We start from the raw sequence: 19,455 nt of genomic DNA, 5'->3' as shown, positions 1-19,455 counted from the left end.
TTAGGGCGCCTCCTGTCGGGTATCTGGCCGGTCATCCTCCAGAATATGGCGCAGGCCGGCGCACTCCACCAGGGGGTCGTCGCAGTTGACCACCACCTGGGTATGCCCCAGCACATAGCCCTTGCCGGTGATGGTGTTCTCCACCACGCTGTGCTCGCCCGCCTGATGGGTGCCGGTGAAGGTGCCGATAAAGCCGGTCTCGCGCAGGGAAACCGTCTCCAGGCGGTCGCCGGGCTTGATGCGCCCCTCGTGGTGCATCAGCGCCAGGCGCGCCGAGGTGCCGGTGCCGGTGGTGCTGCGGCAGATCACCCCCGGGTGCACATAGGTGGTGGAGCGGGAGCGGTAGAAGTCATCGGCGACCCGCTCCACCGGGCCCATGAAGTGCAGGAAGGGCAGGGGGCCCACGTCGCCCAGGGTGTAGTGGGAGAAGCCCCGCTCGGCCTGGATCGCCTCGACGATCTTGTGGGCGCAGTCGGCAAGCGCGCGCTCCTCGTCCCGGGTCAGGTCGAAGCCCAGCTCGGCCGCCTCCACCAGGGCGTAGAAGCCGCCGCTATAGGCCACCGAGTAGGTGACGTTACCCAGCTCCGGCACATGGATCGATGCCCGGTGGGTATCGATGTAGCTGGGCAGCCCCTCGCAGGTGATCGCCTCCACCACGCCGTTCTCCACCTTGGCCTCGATGGAGACCAGGCCCGCCGGCGCCTCCAGCTTGAAGCGCTGGATGCCCTCGCGCTTGGGCACGATCCCCGCCTCCAGCACCGCCGTGGCGGTGCAGATGGTGTTGGAGCCGGAATAGATGGGGTAGCCCATCACCTCCATGATGATATAGCCCGCCGCCGCCTCCGGGTCGGTGGCCGGGACGATCAGGTCCACCGACATCTCGGGGATGCCATAGGGCTCGAAGAGCAGCAGCTGGCGCAGGCCGTCGGCATCGTCGCGCAGGTAGTGCATCTGCTCGCGCACCGTGGCGCCGGGCAGGGGCGTGATGCCGCCCAGCACGATGCGGCTGACGTCGCCGCCGGCGTGGGTGTCCATCATCTGGAAGGTCAGCGGCCGGCTCATGCGGACGGCTCCTGGGTCGAGGAGGTGGTCGAGGCGAGGGCGAAGGGGGCGCCGTGCTCGTCCCACTGGGCGTCGGGAACGATCACGATCTTGCCCAGGAAGTTGCTGCCGCGGTTGACGAAGTAGCGCTCGGCGGCGTGAAGCTCGGAGAGCGGGAAGGCGCCATGCAGCACCGGCTTGAGCCGGCCGTCGCGGATCCACTCGACGAGCTGCTCGGCCTCCTCCCGGGTGCCATGGGAGATGCCGAAGAGCTGCACCTGGTAGAGGTAGATGCGCGTCCACATGATCTCGCTCACATTGCCGCCGCTGGCCCCGGCGATGGAGAGCCTCGGGTAGCTGGTGCGCGCCCGCATGTCGCCGATCATGGTGTCGATAAAGCGGTCGGTCATCTCGCCGCCGACCAGGTCCATCACCGCATCGATGGGCGCGCCGCCGGTGGCCTCGAGCACCCGCTCGACGAAGCTCGGCAGGTCGCCGCGGCCGATCACCGCCTCGGCGCCCAGGGCCAGGAGCGCCTCGGCCTTCTCGGGCTGGCTCACCGCATAGGGAACCGCCCCGACGATGCGGCACAGCTGGATCAGCGCCGTGCCCACGCCGCCGCTGGCGCCGCTGACCAGCACCCGCTCGCCGCTCGCGACCCTGGCCGAGGTCATCATATGGTAGGCGGTCTGGTAGGAGCACATGCCCATGGCGGCGAGCTCCGCATCGCGGAGTTCCGGGTTGGGCACATGATGGAACTGATCTGCGGGCAGGGCCACGTATTCGGCATAGCCGCCGTCGGCGCCGTGGCCGTAGTAGTCGGGGGTCAGGTTGATATCGCGCCGGGTATCGGCATAGAGGTTGAAGTCGAGCAGGCCGCGTTCGCCAATCCGCGCGGCGTCGACGCCGTCGCCTACCGCCACCACGCGGCCGGCGATATCGGCGCCCTGGATGCGCGGGAAGGTCAGGGTCGGCTCGCCACCCATGGCGAAGGAGGTGACGTCGCCCTTCTCCCTGGTGGGGTAGAGCCCCTCGCGGGCCTTGCGGTCGGTGTTGTTCTTTGCGGTGGCGGTGACCCGCACCAGCACCTCGCCCGGCCCCGGCGTGGGCACGGGAACGTCGTCGCGATAGACCAGCTTGTCCACGTCGCCATGGCCGGTGAGCACCATGGCGGCCATGGTGGCGGGAATTGCCTCGGGAGAGGTCGTGTCGTGCATCGGCGTGCTTCCTGAATCGGGGGGAATTCCCTGCTGACGATAGCAGAGCGGCACCGGCGCACCGATGGGGATTTTTTCGGTTTGTGGGGCGGATTCGCCGGGAATTTTTTGTCTCGCCGCCGGGCCGGCTTAGCGGCCGGGCGAGCCGAGTAGCAGGGGTGCCTCGATGGGGATAAAACGGCTCGCCGACTGGACCAGGGCCTGGGCGCTAAGGCGTGGCACCCCATAGACCTCCACGGTCTTGCCGCGGGCCTGGCGCAGGTGGTCCACCAGCAGGGCGAAGTCGCCATCCCCGGAGGCCAGCACCACCACCTCGGCCGCCTCGGCATGGAGCATCGCATCCAGGGTGATGCCCACGTCCCAGTCGCCCTTGGCCGAGCCGTCGGCGCGCTGGATAAATGGCTTCAAGCGCACCTCGAAGCCGATGCCCCGGAGGATGTTCTGGAACTGGCGCTGCTTCTCGTCGCCCCGGTCGATGGCGTAGGCGATGGCCCGGGTGACGCGGCGCCCCTGGGTGGCCTGGGCCCAGAAGGCGTTGTAGTCGAAGTGGCGCCGATAGGCCTGGCGGGTGGTGTAGTAGATATTCTGCACATCGACCAGCAGCAGGACGGGGGTCATGGGGTGTCCCCGTTGGCCTTCCATTTGATATTGCAGCCCAGGGAGGGGCGCTGGTCGGGACTCGGCGCCTCTCCCGCCAGCACCGCCTCGATGGCGGCGCGCAGGTCGGCGCCGCTCACTGGCGTCTCCTGGCCCGGGCGACTGGCGTCGAACTGGCCGCGGTAGGCCAGCCGATGGTCGGCATCGAAGAGGAAGAAGTCCGGGGTGCAGGCGGCCTGAAAGGCGCGGGCCACCGCCTGGGTATCGTCCACCAGGTAGGGGAAGTCATAGCCCCGGGCGCGAGCCTCTTCGCGCATCGATTCGGGGTCGTCGTCCGGATAGGCGTGGGAGTCGTTGCTGTTGATGGCCACCACGCCGAGTCCCTTGGCTCGATACTCCCGGGCGAGCTCGGCGAAGGCGTCGGCGATATGCTTGACGAAGGGGCAGTGGTTGCAGATAAAGGCGACCAGCAGCGGGCGGCCGAGGAAGTCCTCGCTGTCGATGATCTCGCCCTGGGGATCGGCGAGGCGGAAGTCGGGCAGGGCGCTGCCCAGGTCGATCATTCGGGAGGCGGTCTTGGCCATGGTCTCGCTCCTGATGAAGGGGAACCTGGATTCATAGAATAACTGCAGCCTATCAGATCCCTCGAGCTTGATGGCGATCGCCAGGGCGGCGATGCTGGAGACACCACCTTGCCTGAGGAGGTTTGCACCATGCCTTTTGCCCTCTCGTCCCTGACCCTGAGCAGCCCCGCCTTCGGCCCCGGCCAGGCGATTCCCCGCAAGCATAGCGGCGAAGGGGAGGACGTCTCGCCCGCCCTGCTATGGGAAGACGCACCCAGGGGCACCCGGGCCTTCGCGCTCTTCTGCCACGATCCCGATGCGCCCCTGGTCCAGCATGGGGGCTACGGCTTCGTGCACTGGGTGCTCTATAACCTGCCGGCGGAGACCACCCAACTGACGGAGGCGTCCACCGCGGGGACCCCAGGCGTCAATGACTTCGGCCTGCCGGGTTATGGCGGCCCCATGCCGCCGGAGGGGCATGGGGAGCACCGTTACTACTTCTGGGTACTGGCCCTGGACGTGGACCTGGACCTGCCGGCGGGCCTGCGCCTGGACGAGCTGCTGGCGCGGACCGAGCCCCACTTGCTGGGCATGAATCGCCTGGTGGGGCGCTATCGCCGTGACTAGGAGAAACTCAGTTCGCCCCGGGCGCGGCGCTCCTGGGGCAGCAGGGCCGCATGAATCGCCTCATTGACCGGCGTGGCGACGCCGGTGGCGCGGCCCAGACGCACCACGGCGCCATTCTGGGAATCGAGCTCCGAGGGCAGGCCGCGGACGATATCGCGCTGCATGGAGGCGGTGCTGGTCTCCGGCATGCTGTCGATAAACTTCATGGCGCGGGTGACCGCATCCTGGGACAGGCGGACGCCGCGGGCCTTGGCCACGGCGCAGATCTCTTCCATCACCGCTTCCAGCATCCGGCGGGTCTCCGGCTGGGTCCGGCTGATGCCGATGGGCGCCCGGGTGACCGCCCCCACGCCGCTCATGGCACAGATAAACAGGAACTTGCTCCAGATGGCCGCCTGGATATCATCGGGAATCTCGGCGCTGACGCCCCGGGCCGCCTCGAAGACAGCCTTGAGGCGCCGGGTACGCTCGCTGGGACGGTTGTCCAGTTCGCCGAAGCGCAGGAAGGGCTCGACCCCGGCGTGGCGAATCACCCCGGGAGCCTCGCGGTAGGCGAGGATGCCGCAGAGCCCGCCCAGCACCCGCTCGCGCCCCCAGCGGGCGGCGAGGTGGTCGCTGGCCTCCACGCCGTTCTCCAGGGGCAGCAGCAGGGTCTCGGAACCCACCAGGGGGGCCATGGCCTCGGCGACCTCGGCCACCTGCCAGGCCTTGACTGCCACCAGCACACAATCCACGGGGCCGACGTCGGCGGGATTCTCGCAGGCCTGGGTCGGTGAGATCAGGAAGTCGCCCTGGGGGCTCAACACCTTGAGGCCGTCGCGATGCATGGCCGCCAGATGATCGCCGCGGGCGATAAAGGTGACGTCTTCGCCGGCCTCGGCGAGGCGGCCCCCGAAGTAGCCGCCGACCCCACCACTGCCGTAGATCGCAAAGCGCATACTGCGTCCTCGTCCCTTAGTAGAGAGCCTGCTCTTCGTTGATCACTTCCTTGAGCAGTTCCAGGTAGAGCTTGTCCGCTTCCGAGTGTTCGCTGGGATCCTCGGGAATATGCACGCTGGTGGTGTCGGAGATCTCATTGGCGATACGCGCCATCACATCCTTGTCGTTGCCCTCGCTGAGGTGCTTGCGGGCCACCACCAGCGATTGCTCGAGGATCTTGGGGTCCTCCAGCAGCTTCTTGATAAAGCTGCGTAGCTCATTGATGACACGAGTCTTTTGAATTTCAGAGGCCGACATGTGAGTACGCTCCTTAAGCGCGGGAATAACGACTTAACCATACCATGGTGCGCTGGTGGCGTCAGTCGTCATCGGGCCTCCGGGCGGTGCCCTCAGGCGATGCCTGGCGTTGAGCCAGGAGCACGGCGATTTCTTGGCGGGCCTCCGGTACATCGACTAGAGTGCAAGAAGAGTTACGTTTGATTACAAAAAGTGCGTGTCTCTCGGAGCATGGATATGCATCGGGAGGCACGCCGCATCATCACTCCACCACTCGCAGATGCGTTGATGCACAAGGGGCACGACCATGAAAACCTTCATGTCGATTCAAGGGATTCCGATAAAACGTCTGGTGCTGGCCGTTGGGGCGGCCTGCCTGAGCGGTGTGACCGTCTCCGCTCTGGCCCAGAGCACGGCAGGCAACCTCACCGAGGCGGCCCAGCGGGCCATCAATACCAATCCCGAGGTGCAGGCCAGTTGGAACGGCTTCCAGGCGGCGATGGACGAGGTCGGGGTGGCACGGGGCAATTATTTTCCCAGCGTCGACCTGGTCGGGGGCATCGGCCGCGAGGCCCGTGAGGGGGATGGCCGAGGCAGCTTCTCGTCGGATTTCGCCGAGATCTCCCTGACCCAGATGCTCTATGACGGTTTCGCCACCCACAGTGCCGTGGAGCAGCTCGATCGCGCCAAGCTGGTGCGCTACTACGAGTTGCTTGGGGCCAGCGAGGAGGTGGCCCTGGAAACGACCCGCGCCTATCTGGACGTGCAGCGCTTCCGCGAGCTGGTCGCCCTGGCCCGGGACAACTACGGCGAGCACCTGCGGGTCTTCAATCAGATCGAGGACCGGGTGCGCACCGGGGCCGGGCGTGGCGTCGACCTGCAACAGATCAGCGGGCGCCTGGCACTGGCCGAGTCCAACCTGCTCACCGAGGCCTCCAACCTGCACGACGTGAGCGCCCGCTATCTGCGCATCGTCGGCGAGCTGCCGGCGGATAACCTGGCCCCGGCGCCGGGCCTGGATGACGGCATGCCACCCTCGGTGGCCGAGGCGGTGCAGATGGCCTACGAGGGCAATCCCAACTTCCATGCCGCCATCGAGAACATCGCCGCGGCCCGCGCCGAGCGTGAGGGTGCCCGTTCCGGCTTCCATCCCCGGCTCGATTTCCGCGCCCGCCACGGGACCAACAACCTGGACGATGTGGCGGGACGTCGCGACCATACCGTGGTGGAGCTGGTGGCCAGCATCAACCTCTTCCGCGGCGGCAGCGACCTGGCGGAGTTCCGGCGCACCAGTGACCTGCTCGAGCAGTCCATGGACCTGCGTGACCTGGAGTGCACCAATGTGCGCCAGACCACCCAGATCGCCTATAACGACACCCGGCGACTCCGCGAGCAGATGGAATTCCTCAATCAGCATCGTCAGTCCATCGACCGGGTCAGAGGCGCCTACCAGCAGCAGTTCGATATTGGCCAGCGCACCCTGCTCGATGTGCTGGACTCCGAGAACGAGTACTTCGAGGCCAGCCGCGCCTATGCCAATGCCCAGTACGACCTGGCCCTGGCTCACGCCCGTACCCTGGCCGCCATGGGGAGCCTGCTGCCGGCCCTGGGCATTACCCGAGAGGGCCTGCCGAGCCTGGCCGATCTGGGCAGCGATGGCATCAGCCTGAGCCCCGAGGATATCTGTCCGGACATGGCACCCACCAGCTACAGCCTGGATGACCTGGTGGGTGGCATGGATGTCCCGGCCCCGACCCGGGCGCCGGATATCACCCTGTCGGCGGATACCCTCTTTGCCATCAATAGCGCCGAACTCAGCCCGGCGGCGCGCGGCGAGCTGGATGGCCTGGCGGCCCAGATTCGTGATCGTAGTGATCTGCGCCGGGTGTTTATCGCCGGCCATGCGGATATTACCGGCACCGATGCCATCAACGACCCGCTCTCCCAGCGTCGCGCCGACAGCGTGGCCGGCTACCTGGCCAGTCAGGGGGTCCCGGCGAGCCTGATGGAGACCCGCGGTTATGGTTCCCGTCAGCCTGTGGCCACCAATGCCACGGTGGAAGGGCGGCGCACCAACCGCCGGGTCGAGATCACCCTGGAGCGCCTCGACGAGTAGCCGAGGGATCGGCAGACAGGGAGGTGCTTCGCTGCAATGAGTAAGGATAAGCCGTGACCAGTGACGAGAAGTGGTTCCGTTTCGCCGGTGGCGATCTGGCCGAATGTCTCAGGGTCGTGGCGCGTGCCCACGACCATGAGGTCGTGACCGAGGCTCTGGTGGCCGGCTTGCCGTTGGAAAATGGCGAGCTGACCCCTGGGGTCTTCCCGCGGGCGGCCAAGCGGGCGGGGCTGGCGGCGCGCCAGTCCCGCTGTGCCTTGGTGCGCCTCAATCCGGCCCTGTTCCCGGTGGTGCTGCTGCTCGAGCCCCACCGGGCCTGCGTGCTGGTCTCCCTGGACGTGAAGGCGCGGCGTGCCGAGGTGATCTTCCCCGAACTGGGGGAGGCCGCCACGGAGATCGGGCTCGACGAGCTGGAGGCGCGCTATAGCGGGCGGGCCATCTATGCGCGCCCCAGCTTCCGCTTCGATGCCCGGGGGCCCGAGGTCAAGCGGCTGCGCGGCCGACACTGGTTTTGGGGCGTGATCGCCGAGAATCGCCGCCTCTACCGGGACGTGCTGGTGGGCTCGGTGTTGATCAACCTCTTCGCGGTGGCCATGCCGCTGTTCGTGCTCAACGTCTACGACCGGGTGGTACCCAACCAGGCCACCGAGACCCTCTGGGCCCTGGCGGCTGGGGTCTTCGTGGTGCTCTGTTTCGATCTGGCACTGCGCCTGATGCGCAGCGCCTTCGTCGACCTGGCCGCCAGTCGCGCCGACGTCAAGGTCTCCAGCCATATCATGGAGCGGGTACTGGGCATGCGCATGGAGGCGCGGCCGGCCTCCACCGGTTCCTTCGCCGCGACCCTGCATTCCTTCGAGGCGGTACGCGGTTTTATCGGCTCTGCCACCGTCGTGGCCCTGGTGGACCTGCCCTTCGTGCTGCTGTTCGCCGGCATCGTGGCGATCATCGGCGTGCCCCTGGTGATCCCCATCGCCATCGGTGCACTCTTCGTGCTGCTCTATGCGCTGGCCGCCCAGGGCCGCATGCACGAGCTCTCCGAGACCACCTGGCGGGTCAGCGCCCAGCGCAATGCCAGCCTGGTGGAGTCGGTCTCCAACCTGGAGACCGTCAAGGCGTTGCGCGCCGAGGGACGGATCCAGGGGCTATGGGAGAAGACCACCGCCTTCCTGTCGCGGACCTCGGCCCAGTTGCGCTTGCTGAGCAGCTCGGTGTCCAGCGTCGCCCTCTGGGCGCAGCATACGGTGGCGGTGGCGGTGATCATCATCGGGGTCTACCTGATCATCGCCGGGGAACTGAGCCAGGGCGGCTTGATCGCCGCCTACCTGCTCTCCTCCCGGGCCATGGCGCCGATCAGCCAGGCCGCGTCGCTGCTGGCGCAGTACCACCAGTCCTCCACGGCCCTGGCGGGTCTCGACCAGGTGATGGAGAAGCCCCAGGAGCGCGAGGAAGGTCGCCACCTGATCAGCCGCCCGGTGATCCGCGGCGAGATCGCCTTCGACAAGGTGAGCTTCCGCTACCCGGAGGAGGCCCAGGAGGCACTGCGCGACGTCTCGCTGAAGATCGGTGCCGGCGAGAAGGTCGCCCTGCTGGGGCGGATCGGTTCCGGCAAGTCGACCCTGGACAAGCTGATCCTGGGGCTCTACCAGCCCACGGCGGGGGCGGTGAGCGTGGATGGGGTGGATATCCGCCAGTGGGACCCCATGGACCTGCGCCGGCATATCGGCTACGTGCCCCAGGACGTCAGCCTCTTCTTCGGTAGCCTGCGCGACAACATCATCGCCGGGGCCGGCAGCGAAGGGGTGAGCGACGAGGTGCTGCAGCAGGCCCTGGAAGTGGCAGGACTCACCGAACTGGTCAATCGCCATCCCCTGGGGCTGGATATGCCGGTAGGGGAGCGGGGCGAGTCGCTCTCCGGCGGCCAGCGTCAGAGCGTGGCCATCGCCCGGGCCATGGTCCTCGACCCGACCATCCTGCTGCTGGATGAGCCCACCAGTGCCATGGACCATGCCAGCGAGGAGGCCTTCAAGGCGCGCCTCGCCGGCCTGGCCGAGCACAAGACCCTGGTGGTGGTGACCCACCGCACCTCGCTGTTGGCGCTGGTGGAGCGCATCATCGTTATCGATGCCGGCAAGGTGGTGGCGGACGGGCCCAAGGACAAGGTGGTGGTCGCCCTGCGCAGCGGACAGATCGGGAGGGCACGCTGATGGCAGAGCGCAAGCCGACCCTCGAGCAGCGTGGTTTCGAGCGTATCGGTCGTCTCAGCGAGGGAGGCAGCAAGCCCTTCCGGCCGCTGATCGACCGCCTGTTTTCACGCTGGGTCTCGTCGGCGCATCTCAATCGTGACTGGGCCAGCGACGCCGACTGGGCGCGCATGCAGCAGGAGCCGTTACGGGCCAGGGCCTTCCTCTACCTGGTGGTGGTGGCGCTGGTGGGGCTGGTGATCTGGGCGACCCTGGCCGAGATCGATGAGGTGACCAAGGGCGATGGGCGCATCATTCCCTCGTCGCAGCTGCAGCGGGTGCAGTCCTATGACGGCGGCGTGGTGCAGGAGATCCTGGTGGCCGAGGGCCAGAGGGTGGAGGCCGGACAACTGCTGATGCGCATCGACCCGACTCGCTATGCCTCGAGCTTTCGTGAAAACCAGGCCCGGGTATGGGCCCTTCAGGCGCGGGCGGAACGACTGCGCGCCCTGGTGGCGGACGATATCTTCCGCCCCCCGCCGGAACTGGTACAGGAGGCGCCCGACCTGGTGCAGCGCGAACGAGAACTGTTCGAGGGGCGTCGAGCCGAGCTGCGTGAGCAGGAGGGCATCGTGCGCGATCGCCTGACCCAGCGCCGCGAGGAACTCAACGAGGCCCGGGCGCGCTTCAATGCCGCCTCCCGGGATCTGGGCCTGGCCAGCCAGGAGCTCAATATGACCCAGCCCCTGCTGCAGACCGGGGCGGTATCGGAGGTGGAGGTGATCCGCCTGCGTCGCGAGGTCTCCCGGGCCAGCGGTGAACGCAGCCAGGCCAGTGCCCAGGTGTCGCGTCTCGCGGCGGCCGTGGAGGAGGCCGAGGCACAGCTAAGGGAGATCACCCTGGAGCGGCGGGGCGAGTGGCGTAACGAGCTTGGCCAGGCCATGGAGGAGCTCTCGGCACTGGATGAGAGCAGCGCCGGCCTGGCCGACCGGGTACGCCTGGCGGAGCTGCGGGCGCCGGTAACCGGGGTCGTGCAGCGGCTGCATATCACCACCCTGGGCGGCGTGGCGCAGCCGGGGCAGGACGTGGTGGAGATCATTCCCACCGGCGATCAGTTGCTGGTGGAGGCCCGTGTGGCCCCCCGGGATATCGCCTTCCTGCACCCGGGGCAGGACGCCTTTATCAAGCTGACCGCCTATGACTTCTCCATCTATGGGGGGCTCGATGCTCGGCTCGAGCATATCAGTGCCGATACCATTACCGATGACAACGACAATACCTTCTACCTGGTCAGGGTGCGCACCGAGGATGCGGACTGGGCGGCGGACATGCCGATCATTCCCGGGATGACCGCCCAGGTGGATATCCGCACCGGGCAGCGCACCATCATGGAGTACCTGCTCAAGCCGGTGCTGCGCGGGATGGGCAATGCGATGACGGAGCGCTGACCATGCGACATGTCCTGGTGGTGTCGGGGCCGCCAGAAGCTCCACGCTGGCAACGCGCTTTTCCCGATGGCTGGACGCTATCGGTCACTGAGGCGGCGAGTCGTCTCGGCCAGGGCGATCATGCCTGGGTACTCAGCGATAATGACGCCTGGCTCCCCTTGGTGGAGACCCTGGTGAAGCAGGGGGTAATCTGCGTGGTGCTCTCCTGGTTGCCCCGCAAGGAAGAGGCCTTTCAGGCCCTGGGGGCCGGGGCCCGTGGCTATGCTCATGCGCTGAGCTCCATCGAACTGCTCCACGAGGTGGCGCTGGTCACCATGCATCATGGGCTCTGGGTCGGACCGGAGCTGCTCAGCGAGGTGGTGGGGGCGACCTTCCGCGCCCTGGGGGGCGGCCTGGCGGATCAGGCCGGCGTGCTGGCCGAGCTGACCGCCCGGGAGCGGGACGTGGTACTGGCGGTGGCCGCCGGCCACACCAACAAGGAGGTGGCCCGGGCCCTCGCGATTACCGAGCGCACCGTCAAGGCCCATCTGGGGGCCGCCTTCCGCAAGCTCGGCGTGCGCGACCGCATGCAGCTGATCCTCAAACTCTCCGGGCATCTGGAAACCACCTGAGGCCCCTGGGAAAACAAACATAAAGAAACATTTGGTTACCCTGTACTACGGTCCAATACTCCGATACCTCCCCCTCCCCTAGCCTTGAGATAAGTGCCGACAGCTGTCGGCCAGCCTTTAGGCTTTGGACGAAAAGTCGACGAGCGATGGCCAGACAAGGAAAAAATCGGCGAAAAGACGGAGTTTACGAGCTGTAAATGAGTACTTTGAGCCGGTTTTTAACGCCGTATGGGCGAGCGCAGTCAGTTTTCGTGTAGAGCCTAGGAGCCGCATCCGGTTCCGGGCACCTATCAATGACTAAGGAAGGGGATACGCCATGAGCATCGCAGTCGTTCTCTCGGTAACCGGACAGGCCTGGGCGCGGGACGCCGAGGGCAACCTGCGCGAACTGCGTCCCGGTGACGTGCTCCAGGAAGGCGAAGTGGTGGTCACCTCCGATGACGGCAGCGTCGATCTCGACTTCGGAGGCGGTGAGGCCGGCCTGGTGGTGATCGAACCCGGCCAGGAAGTGCTGATGCAGGCCGAACTGGCTCCCGATGCCGAGGTGGATGCCGAACAGGCCAGCGTCCAGGACGATGAGGTCGAGGCGTTGCTGGCGGCACTCGAGGACGACGATATCGATCTGCTGGATATCCTCGAGGACACCGCCGCGGGCGCCGGCGCTGGGGGGGATGGCGCCGGTGGCGGCCATGGCTTCATTCGCCTGGCGCGTATCACTGAAGGCGTCGATCCGCTGAATTACCAGTACGGCGTCGGCCTGGCCGGAGGGCCCGAGGATGGGCTCGGAGAGCCGCAATTGCTGGAAGATGAGTCCCTCCCCACGATCTCGGTGGTGGATGCCGAGGGTGGCAATCAGGTCGACGAGGCGGCACTGGACGATGGCAGCAACCCGGGCAGCCCGGCGGAGAGCATCAGCGGTGGCTTCAATATCACCCACAGTGGTGATGACACTACGGCCTCGCTGGTGGTGGGCGGCGTCGATGTGACCAATGGCGGGGTGGTCAACGGCTCCTACGGGACCCTGACGGTGACGCTGAACGGCGGGGTCTACGAATGGACCTACACCCTGGACGACAACACCACGGACCATCCGGATGACACCAGCACCGGGACCAGCGAGGGGATCCAGGACGTGTTCTCGGTCACGGTAACCGACAGCGATGGAGATACTGCGAGTACCACCCTGACCATCGATGTGCTCGACGACGGCCCGAGCGTCACCGGCGAACTCAGCGAGGCCACGGTGGTGCTTGATGAGACCGATGCCGGCGAGGCCTTCGTGGCCGGCCCGATCAGCGCCACCAGCGCCGCGGCGATTCTCGACGTCAGCGCGCTGTTCGGCGCCGATGGCGCGGCGGCCAGCGACAGCCTCGTCTACGGCCTGGCGCTGAGCGGCGATGGCAGTACCGGCTTGACCACCACGGTGGGTGGGCATGCCATCAGTCTGGAGCAGACCAGCGACACCCTGATCAGCGGGGTCTATGACGGCGCCAATGTCGCCTTCACGGTGGAGATTCATGCCGACGGCACCCTGACGGTGACCCAGCACGTGGCGCTGGCCCATCCGGACACCGGCGACCCCGACGACACCCTGAACCTGGCCGGGCTGATCACCGCCACGGTGGAGATCACCGACGGTGACGGCGACAGCGCCGAGGCGAGTGCCGAGATCGGCGGTGCCGTGACCTTCCACGACGACGGCCCGAGCGTCACCGGCGAACTCAGCGAGGCCACGGTGGTGCTCGACGAGACCGACGCCGGCGAGGCCTTCGAGGCCGGCCCGATCAGCGCCACCAGCGCCGCGGCGATCCTCGACGTCAACGCGCTGTTCGGCGCCGATGGCGCGGCCGCCAGCGACAGCCTCGTCTACGGCCTGGCGCTGAGCGGCGACGGCAGCACCGGCCTGACCACCACGGTCGGCGGGCATGCCATTACCCTGGTCGCGGTGTCCGACACCGAGATCCAGGGCCAGTTTGACGGCACCAATGTCGCCTTCACGGTAGAGATTCATGCCGACGGCACCCTGACGGTGACCCAGCACGTGGCGCTGGCCCATCCGGACACCGGCGACCCCGACGACACCCTGAACCTGGCCGGGCTGATCACCGCCACGGTGGAGATCACCGACGGTGACGGCGACAGCGCCGAGGCGAGTGCCGAGATCGGCGGTGCCGTGACCTTCCACGACGACGGCCCGAGCGTCACCGGCGAACTCAGCGAGGCCACGGTGGTGCTCGACGAGACCGACGCCGGCGAGGCCTTCGAGGACGGCCCGATCAGCGCCACCAGCGCCGCGGCGATCCTCGACGTCAACGCGCTGTTCGGCGCCGATGGCGCGGCCGCCAGCGACAGCCTCGTCTACGGCCTGGCGCTGAGCGGCGACGGCAGCACCGGCCTGACCACCACGGTCGGCGGGCATGCCATTACCCTGGTCGCGGTGTCCGACACCGAGATCCAGGGCCAGTTTGACGGCACCAATGTCGCCTTCACGGTAGAGATTCATGCCGACGGCACCCTGACGGTGACCCAGCACGTGGCGCTGGCCCATCCGGACACCGGCGACCCCGACGACACCCTGAACCTGGCCGGGCTGATCACCGCCACGGTGGAGATCACCGACGGTGACGGCGACAGCGCCGAGGCGAGTGCCGAGATCGGCGGTGCCGTGACCTTCCACGACGATGGCCCGAGCGTCACCGGCGAACTCAGCGAGGCCACGGTGGTGCTCGATGAGACCGATGCCGGCGAGGCCTTCGTGGCCGGCCCGATCAGCGCCACCAGCGCCGCGGCGATTCTCGACGTCAGCGCGCTGTTCGGCGCCGATGGCGCGGCGGCCAGCGACAGCCTCGTCTACGGCCTGGCGCTGAGCGGCGACGGCAGTACCGGCTTGACCACCACGGTGGGTGGGCATGCCATCAGTCTGGAGCAGACCAGCGACACCCTGATCAGCGGGGTCTATGACGGCGCCAATGTCGCCTTCACGGTGGAGATCCACGCCGACGGCACCCTGACGGTGACCCAGCACGTGGCGCTGGCCCATCCGGACACCGGCGACCCCGACGACACCCTGAACCTGGCCGGGCTGATCACCGCCACGGTGGAGATCACCGACGGTGACGGCGACAGCGCCGAGGCGAGTGCCGAGATCGGCGGTGCCGTGACCTTCCACGACGACGGCCCGAGCGTCACCGGCGAACTCAGCGAGGCCACGGTGGTGCTCGATGAGACCGATGCCGGCGAGGCCTTCGTGGCCGGCCCGATCAGCGCCACCAGCGCCGCGGCGATTCTCGACGTCAGCGCGCTGTTCGGCGCCGATGGCGCGGCGGCCAGCGACAGCCTCGTCTACGGCCTGGCGCTGAGCGGCGACGGCAGTACCGGCTTGACCACCACGGTGGGTGGGCATGCCATCAGTCTGGAGCAGACCAGCGACACCCTGATCAGCGGGGTCTATGACGGCGCCAATGTCGCCTTCACGGTGGAGATCCACGCCGACGGCACCCTGACGGTGACCCAGCACGTGGCGCTGGCCCATCCGGACACCGGCGACCCCGACGACACCCTGAACCTGGCCGGGCTGATCACCGCCACGGTGGAGATCACCGACGGTGACGGCGACAGCGCCGAGGCGAGTGCCGAGATCGGCGGTGCCGTGACCTTCCACGACGACGGCCCGAGCGTCACCGGCGAACTCAGCGAGGCCACGGTGGTGCTCGACGAGACCGACGCCGGCGAGGCCTTCGAGGACGGCCCGATCAGCGCCACCAGCGCCGCGGCGATCCTCGACGTCAACGCGCTGTTCGGCGCCGATGGCGCGGCGGCCAGCGACAGCCTCGTCTACGGCCTGGCGCTGAGCGGCGACGGCAGCACCGGCCTGACCACCACGGTCGGCGGGCATGCCATTACCCTGGTCGCGGTGTCCGACACCGAGATCCAGGGCCAGTTTGACGGCACCAATGTCGCCTTCACGGTAGAGATTCATGCCGACGGCACCCTGACGGTGACCCAGCACGTGGCGCTGGCCCATCCGGACACCGGCGACCCCGACGACACCCTGAACCTGGCCGGGCTGATCACCGCCACGGTGGAGATCACCGACGGTGACGGCGACAGCGCCGAGGCGAGTGCCGAGATCGGCGGTGCCGTGACCTTCCACGACGATGGCCCGAGCGTCACCGGCGAACTCAGCGAGGCCACGGTGGTGCTCGATGAGACCGACGCCGGCGAGGCCTTCGTGGCCGGCCCGATCAGCGCCACCAGCGCCGCGGCGATTCTCGACGTCAGCGCGCTGTTCGGCGCCGATGGCGCGGCGGCCAGCGACAGCCTCGTCTACGGCCTGGCGCTGAGCGGCGACGGCAGTACCGGCTTGACCACCACGGTGGGTGGGCATGCCATTAGCCTGGAGCAGACCAGCGACACCCTGATCAGCGGGGTCTATGACGGCGGCCAGGTGGCCTTCACGGTGGAGATCCATGCCGACGGCACCCTGACGGTGACCCAGCACGTGGCGCTGGCCCATCCGGACACCGGCGACCCCGACGACACCCTGAACCTGGCCGGACTGATCACCGCCACGGTGGAGATCACCGACGGTGACGGCGACAGCGCCGAGGCGAGTGCCGAGATCGGCGGCGCCGTGACCTTCCACGACGACGGCCCGAGCGTCACCGGCGAACTCAGCGAGGCCACGGTGGTGCTCGACGAGACCGACGCCGGCGAGGCCTTCGAGGCCGGCCCGATCAGCGCCACCAGCGCCGCGGCGATCCTCGACGTCAACGCGCTGTTCGGCGCCGATGGCGCGGCCGCCAGCGACAGCCTCGTCTACGGCCTGGCGCTGAGCGGCGACGGCAGCACCGGCCTGACCACCACGGTGGGTGGGCATGCCATTACCCTGGTCGCGGTGTCCGACACCGAGATCCAGGGCCAGTTTGACGGCACCAATGTCGCCTTCACGGTAGAGATTCATGCCGACGGCACCCTGACGGTGACCCAGCACGTGGCGCTGGCCCATCCGGACACCGGCGACCCCGACGACACCCTGAACCTGGCCGGGCTGATCACCGCCACGGTGGAGATCACCGACGGTGACGGCGACAGCGCCGAGGCGAGTGCCGAGATCGGCGGTGCCGTGACCTTCCACGACGACGGCCCGAGCGTCACCGGCGAACTCAGCGAGGCCACGGTGGTGCTCGACGAGACCGACGCCGGCGAGGCCTTCGAGGACGGCCCGATCAGCGCCACCAGCGCCGCGGCGATCCTCGACGTCAACGCGCTGTTCGGCGCCGATGGCGCGGCCGCCAGCGACAGCCTCGTCTACGGCCTGGCGCTGAGCGGCGACGGCAGCACCGGCCTGACCACCACGGTCGGCGGGCATGCCATTACCCTGGTCGCGGTGTCCGACACCGAGATCCAGGGCCAGTTTGACGGCACCAATGTCGCCTTCACGGTAGAGATTCATGCCGACGGCACCCTGACGGTGACCCAGCACGTGGCGCTGGCCCATCCGGACACCGGCGACCCCGACGACACCCTGAACCTGGCCGGGCTGATCACCGCCACGGTGGAGATCACCGACGGTGACGGCGACAGCGCCGAGGCGAGTGCCGAGATCGGCGGTGCCGTGACCTTCCACGACGATGGCCCGAGCGTCACCGGCGAACTCAGCGAGGCCACGGTGGTGCTCGATGAGACCGACGCCGGCGAGGCCTTCGTGGCCGGCCCGATCAGTGCCACCAGCGCCGCGGCGATCCTCGACGTCAGCGCGCTGTTCGGCGCCGATGGCGCGGCGGCCAGCGACAGCCTCGTCTACGGCCTGGCGCTGAGCGGCGACGGCAGTACCGGCTTGACCACCACGGTGGGTGGGCATGCCATTAGCCTGGAGCAGACCAGCGACACCCTGATCAGCGGGGTCTATGACGGCGGCCAGGTGGCCTTCACGGTGGAGATCCATGCCGACGGCACCCTGACGGTGACCCAGCACGTGGCGCTGGCCCATCCGGACACCGGCGACCCCGACGACACCCTGAACCTGGCCGGACTGATCACCGCCACGGTGGAGATCACCGACGGTGACGGCGACAGCGCCGAGGCGAGTGCCGAGATCGGTGGCGCCGTGACCTTCCACGACGACGGCCCGAGCGTCTTCACACCGATGTCGACGATCATCGCCAACAATACGACGGCAGCCAGCATCGCGGCTCTGGACGTGTTTGGTAATACCGGTGCCGATGGACTCGGCGGTGCCGTATTCATTGGCACGGATGATGCCCAGTTGTTCGAGAGTGACGGTGTGACGGCGGTGACCAGTGGTGGTGAAGACCTGTTTATGACCGGTTTTGGCACCAATGTGTTGACGATTTCGACAGCGGGCGGCACCCCGGTGATGACCATCGTGCTGAATCCGGATGCCGATCTGGAGTCGCAGGATCTCTACACCGTCCAGATTCACCAGGAACTGGATGATGGTTCCGGGGTCGTCTTCGATGATTTCAGCGCTGCACCGGCCGGGAACAATCAGTGGATAGGCCTTGATGGAGACGGCGGCGATATCATGGCCGATACCAATGATAGCGAGGACCTGTTGATTACCGCACCGGGAGGGCAGGTTAATACTTCTGCCACGGACCTGGGTGTCGATAATCAATGGACGGATGATGGTGAATCACTACGAATCGATTTCGTGACGGATCTGCGCCGCGACGGAGGAAATGACGAAAAAGATGCCGAAGGCTATACCTACGATGACCATTATATGGTCAATAACTTCTCCATGAATATCGTCCAGGTGCAGGGGGGAGGGACGGTCGTCGTTGGTTTCCGGATCTTCGACTTCGATGACGCGGGGGACAAGAAGGACCTGGCGGCTGGTTCGACCCAGTTGTCGATTCTCCTGGCGTCGGTGGTGGTGACTGATGGTGCCATCATCCTGACGGAGGGGGAGGACTACACCGTCTCCACCGATGGCAATTGGGTGTTCGTCAATGGCTTGGAAGAAGGTCAGACCGTTGGCTTCACCGGAGCCTCGAATTTTGAGGCCGTCGAAATCATCAATGCCGATGGGATGAGTGATCCGGATGGAGGAACCTTCTCAGGATCGGCGTTTGGTGCCGGTGGATTTGGTTTCTCTAGCCCGGTTGCCGGCGAGGATATCCCGATGGAGTTCGATATCGAGCTGGCCGATGGCGATGGCGATACGGTACAGAGCACTATCGATGTCACCGTAACTCCCGATGGTGACATTCTTCAGGCAGATGATAGTGGTCAGGCCCTCGCTGGTGGCGGAGGAAACGATACCCTGATTGGAGGAGAAGGGAATGACCTGCTGGTTGGTGGAGGTGGGGACGATACCATGACCGGTGGCCTGGGCGCGGATACCTTCGTCTGGAACCTCAACGACGAGGGAACCAATGTCGATCCGGCAGAGGACAAAGTAACGGACTTCACGCTAGGTGACTTCGGTAGCGATGCAGATGCCGATCAGCTGGATATCAGCGACCTCCTCCAGGGGGCGAATGTTGGGAATATCGATGGTTACGTCTTCGCTGAAGAGTCGGGCAGCGATACCATCTTGCATATCAAACATGATGGAGGAATCAGCGGCGATGGCAGCAATGCGGATCAGATGATTCTGCTGTCCGACGTGAGCATGGGCGATGACAATTCCGCGGCCTTCATTCAGTCCTTGATCGACGATGGCCAGCTCTCCATAGAATAATCGTCGCATCCCATAAGAGGAAAAAGCGCCGTGCCCGCCTTGCGGGCACGGTTTTTTTATATTGAGTTATGCTTAAGGGAAGGCTGGATTCGCCAGGGGTGAGGAGGACGTGATGTATGTGAGCCGGGA

Annotated in this window: 12 protein-coding genes; 6 read left to right on the top strand and 6 right to left on the bottom strand. The window is 66.9% G+C overall.

Annotation, left to right across the window (positions count from 1 at the left end; translation table 11 throughout):
- The 4 genes from ACQ1W9_RS11545 to ACQ1W9_RS11530 all read right to left on the bottom strand — a co-directional run bounded on the left by ACQ1W9_RS11545 (position 1) and on the right by ACQ1W9_RS11530 (position 3,439).
- Positions 1–1,062 carry a proline racemase family protein gene (locus ACQ1W9_RS11545; RefSeq protein WP_431023503.1) on the bottom strand — a complete coding sequence of 354 codons (1,062 nt, stop codon included), beginning with the start codon at positions 1,060–1,062 and terminating at the stop codon, positions 1–3.
- Positions 1,059–2,258 carry an alcohol dehydrogenase catalytic domain-containing protein gene (locus ACQ1W9_RS11540; protein WP_431023502.1) on the bottom strand — a complete coding sequence of 400 codons (1,200 nt, stop codon included), beginning with the start codon at positions 2,256–2,258 and terminating at the stop codon, positions 1,059–1,061. The genes ACQ1W9_RS11545 and ACQ1W9_RS11540 overlap by 4 nt, the downstream gene beginning before the upstream one ends.
- Before the next feature lie 129 nt (positions 2,259–2,387).
- Complete coding sequence (locus ACQ1W9_RS11535; RefSeq protein WP_431023501.1) at positions 2,388–2,876, bottom strand: NYN domain-containing protein; 489 nt, start codon at positions 2,874–2,876, stop codon at positions 2,388–2,390.
- Entirely contained in the window at positions 2,873–3,439 is a 567-nt protein-coding gene (locus ACQ1W9_RS11530) for a thioredoxin family protein (RefSeq protein WP_431023500.1), read from the bottom strand. Before ACQ1W9_RS11530 ends, ACQ1W9_RS11535 begins: the two co-directional genes overlap by 4 nt.
- A 129-nt stretch (positions 3,440–3,568) precedes the next feature.
- On the opposite strand from ACQ1W9_RS11530, the gene ACQ1W9_RS11525 reads away from it, so the two are divergent.
- The gene (locus tag ACQ1W9_RS11525; protein WP_431023499.1) at positions 3,569–4,045 is read left to right on the top strand and encodes a YbhB/YbcL family Raf kinase inhibitor-like protein; all 477 of its coding nucleotides are present in this window, start codon (positions 3,569–3,571) and stop codon (positions 4,043–4,045) included.
- Here ACQ1W9_RS11525 and ACQ1W9_RS11520 read toward each other — a convergent pair.
- Positions 4,042–4,983 carry a 2-dehydropantoate 2-reductase gene (locus ACQ1W9_RS11520; RefSeq protein ID WP_431023498.1) on the bottom strand — a complete coding sequence of 314 codons (942 nt, stop codon included), beginning with the start codon at positions 4,981–4,983 and terminating at the stop codon, positions 4,042–4,044. The genes ACQ1W9_RS11525 and ACQ1W9_RS11520 overlap by 4 nt on opposite strands.
- Before the next feature lie 16 nt (positions 4,984–4,999).
- The gene (locus ACQ1W9_RS11515; RefSeq protein ID WP_346064024.1) at positions 5,000–5,281 is read right to left on the bottom strand and encodes a hypothetical protein; all 282 of its coding nucleotides are present in this window, start codon (positions 5,279–5,281) and stop codon (positions 5,000–5,002) included.
- Positions 5,282–5,567: 286 nt separating this feature from the next.
- Here ACQ1W9_RS11515 and ACQ1W9_RS11510 point away from each other — a divergent pair, with 286 nt between their 5' ends.
- From ACQ1W9_RS11510 to ACQ1W9_RS11490, 5 genes are all read left to right on the top strand, one after another.
- Complete coding sequence (locus ACQ1W9_RS11510; RefSeq protein WP_431023497.1) at positions 5,568–7,376, top strand: TolC family outer membrane protein; 1,809 nt, start codon at positions 5,568–5,570, stop codon at positions 7,374–7,376.
- 53 nt (positions 7,377–7,429) lie between these two features.
- A complete protein-coding gene (locus tag ACQ1W9_RS11505; RefSeq protein ID WP_431023496.1) occupies positions 7,430–9,580 on the top strand; it encodes a type I secretion system permease/ATPase in 2,151 nt (716 codons plus the stop codon).
- Positions 9,580–11,004, top strand: coding sequence for an HlyD family type I secretion periplasmic adaptor subunit (locus ACQ1W9_RS11500; RefSeq protein WP_431023495.1), 1,425 nt, complete (start codon positions 9,580–9,582; stop codon positions 11,002–11,004). The genes ACQ1W9_RS11505 and ACQ1W9_RS11500 overlap by 1 nt, the downstream gene beginning before the upstream one ends.
- Positions 11,005–11,006: 2 nt before the next feature.
- Positions 11,007–11,615: a LuxR C-terminal-related transcriptional regulator gene (locus ACQ1W9_RS11495; RefSeq protein WP_431023494.1), complete on the top strand. Its 609-nt coding sequence runs from the start codon at positions 11,007–11,009 to the stop codon at positions 11,613–11,615.
- 316 nt (positions 11,616–11,931) lie between these two features.
- Entirely contained in the window at positions 11,932–19,326 is a 7,395-nt protein-coding gene (locus tag ACQ1W9_RS11490; protein ID WP_431023493.1) for a retention module-containing protein, read from the top strand.
- Positions 19,327–19,455 lie beyond the last annotated feature (129 nt).

Origin of the sequence: Halomonas sp. H5, from assembly GCF_050613175.1 — a bacterium.
In the GTDB taxonomy this organism is placed as follows: domain Bacteria; phylum Pseudomonadota; class Gammaproteobacteria; order Pseudomonadales; family Halomonadaceae; genus Bisbaumannia; species Bisbaumannia salifodinae.
Note: the sequence above shows the minus strand (reverse complement) of the source record. Positions and strands in the feature narration are given on the sequence as shown.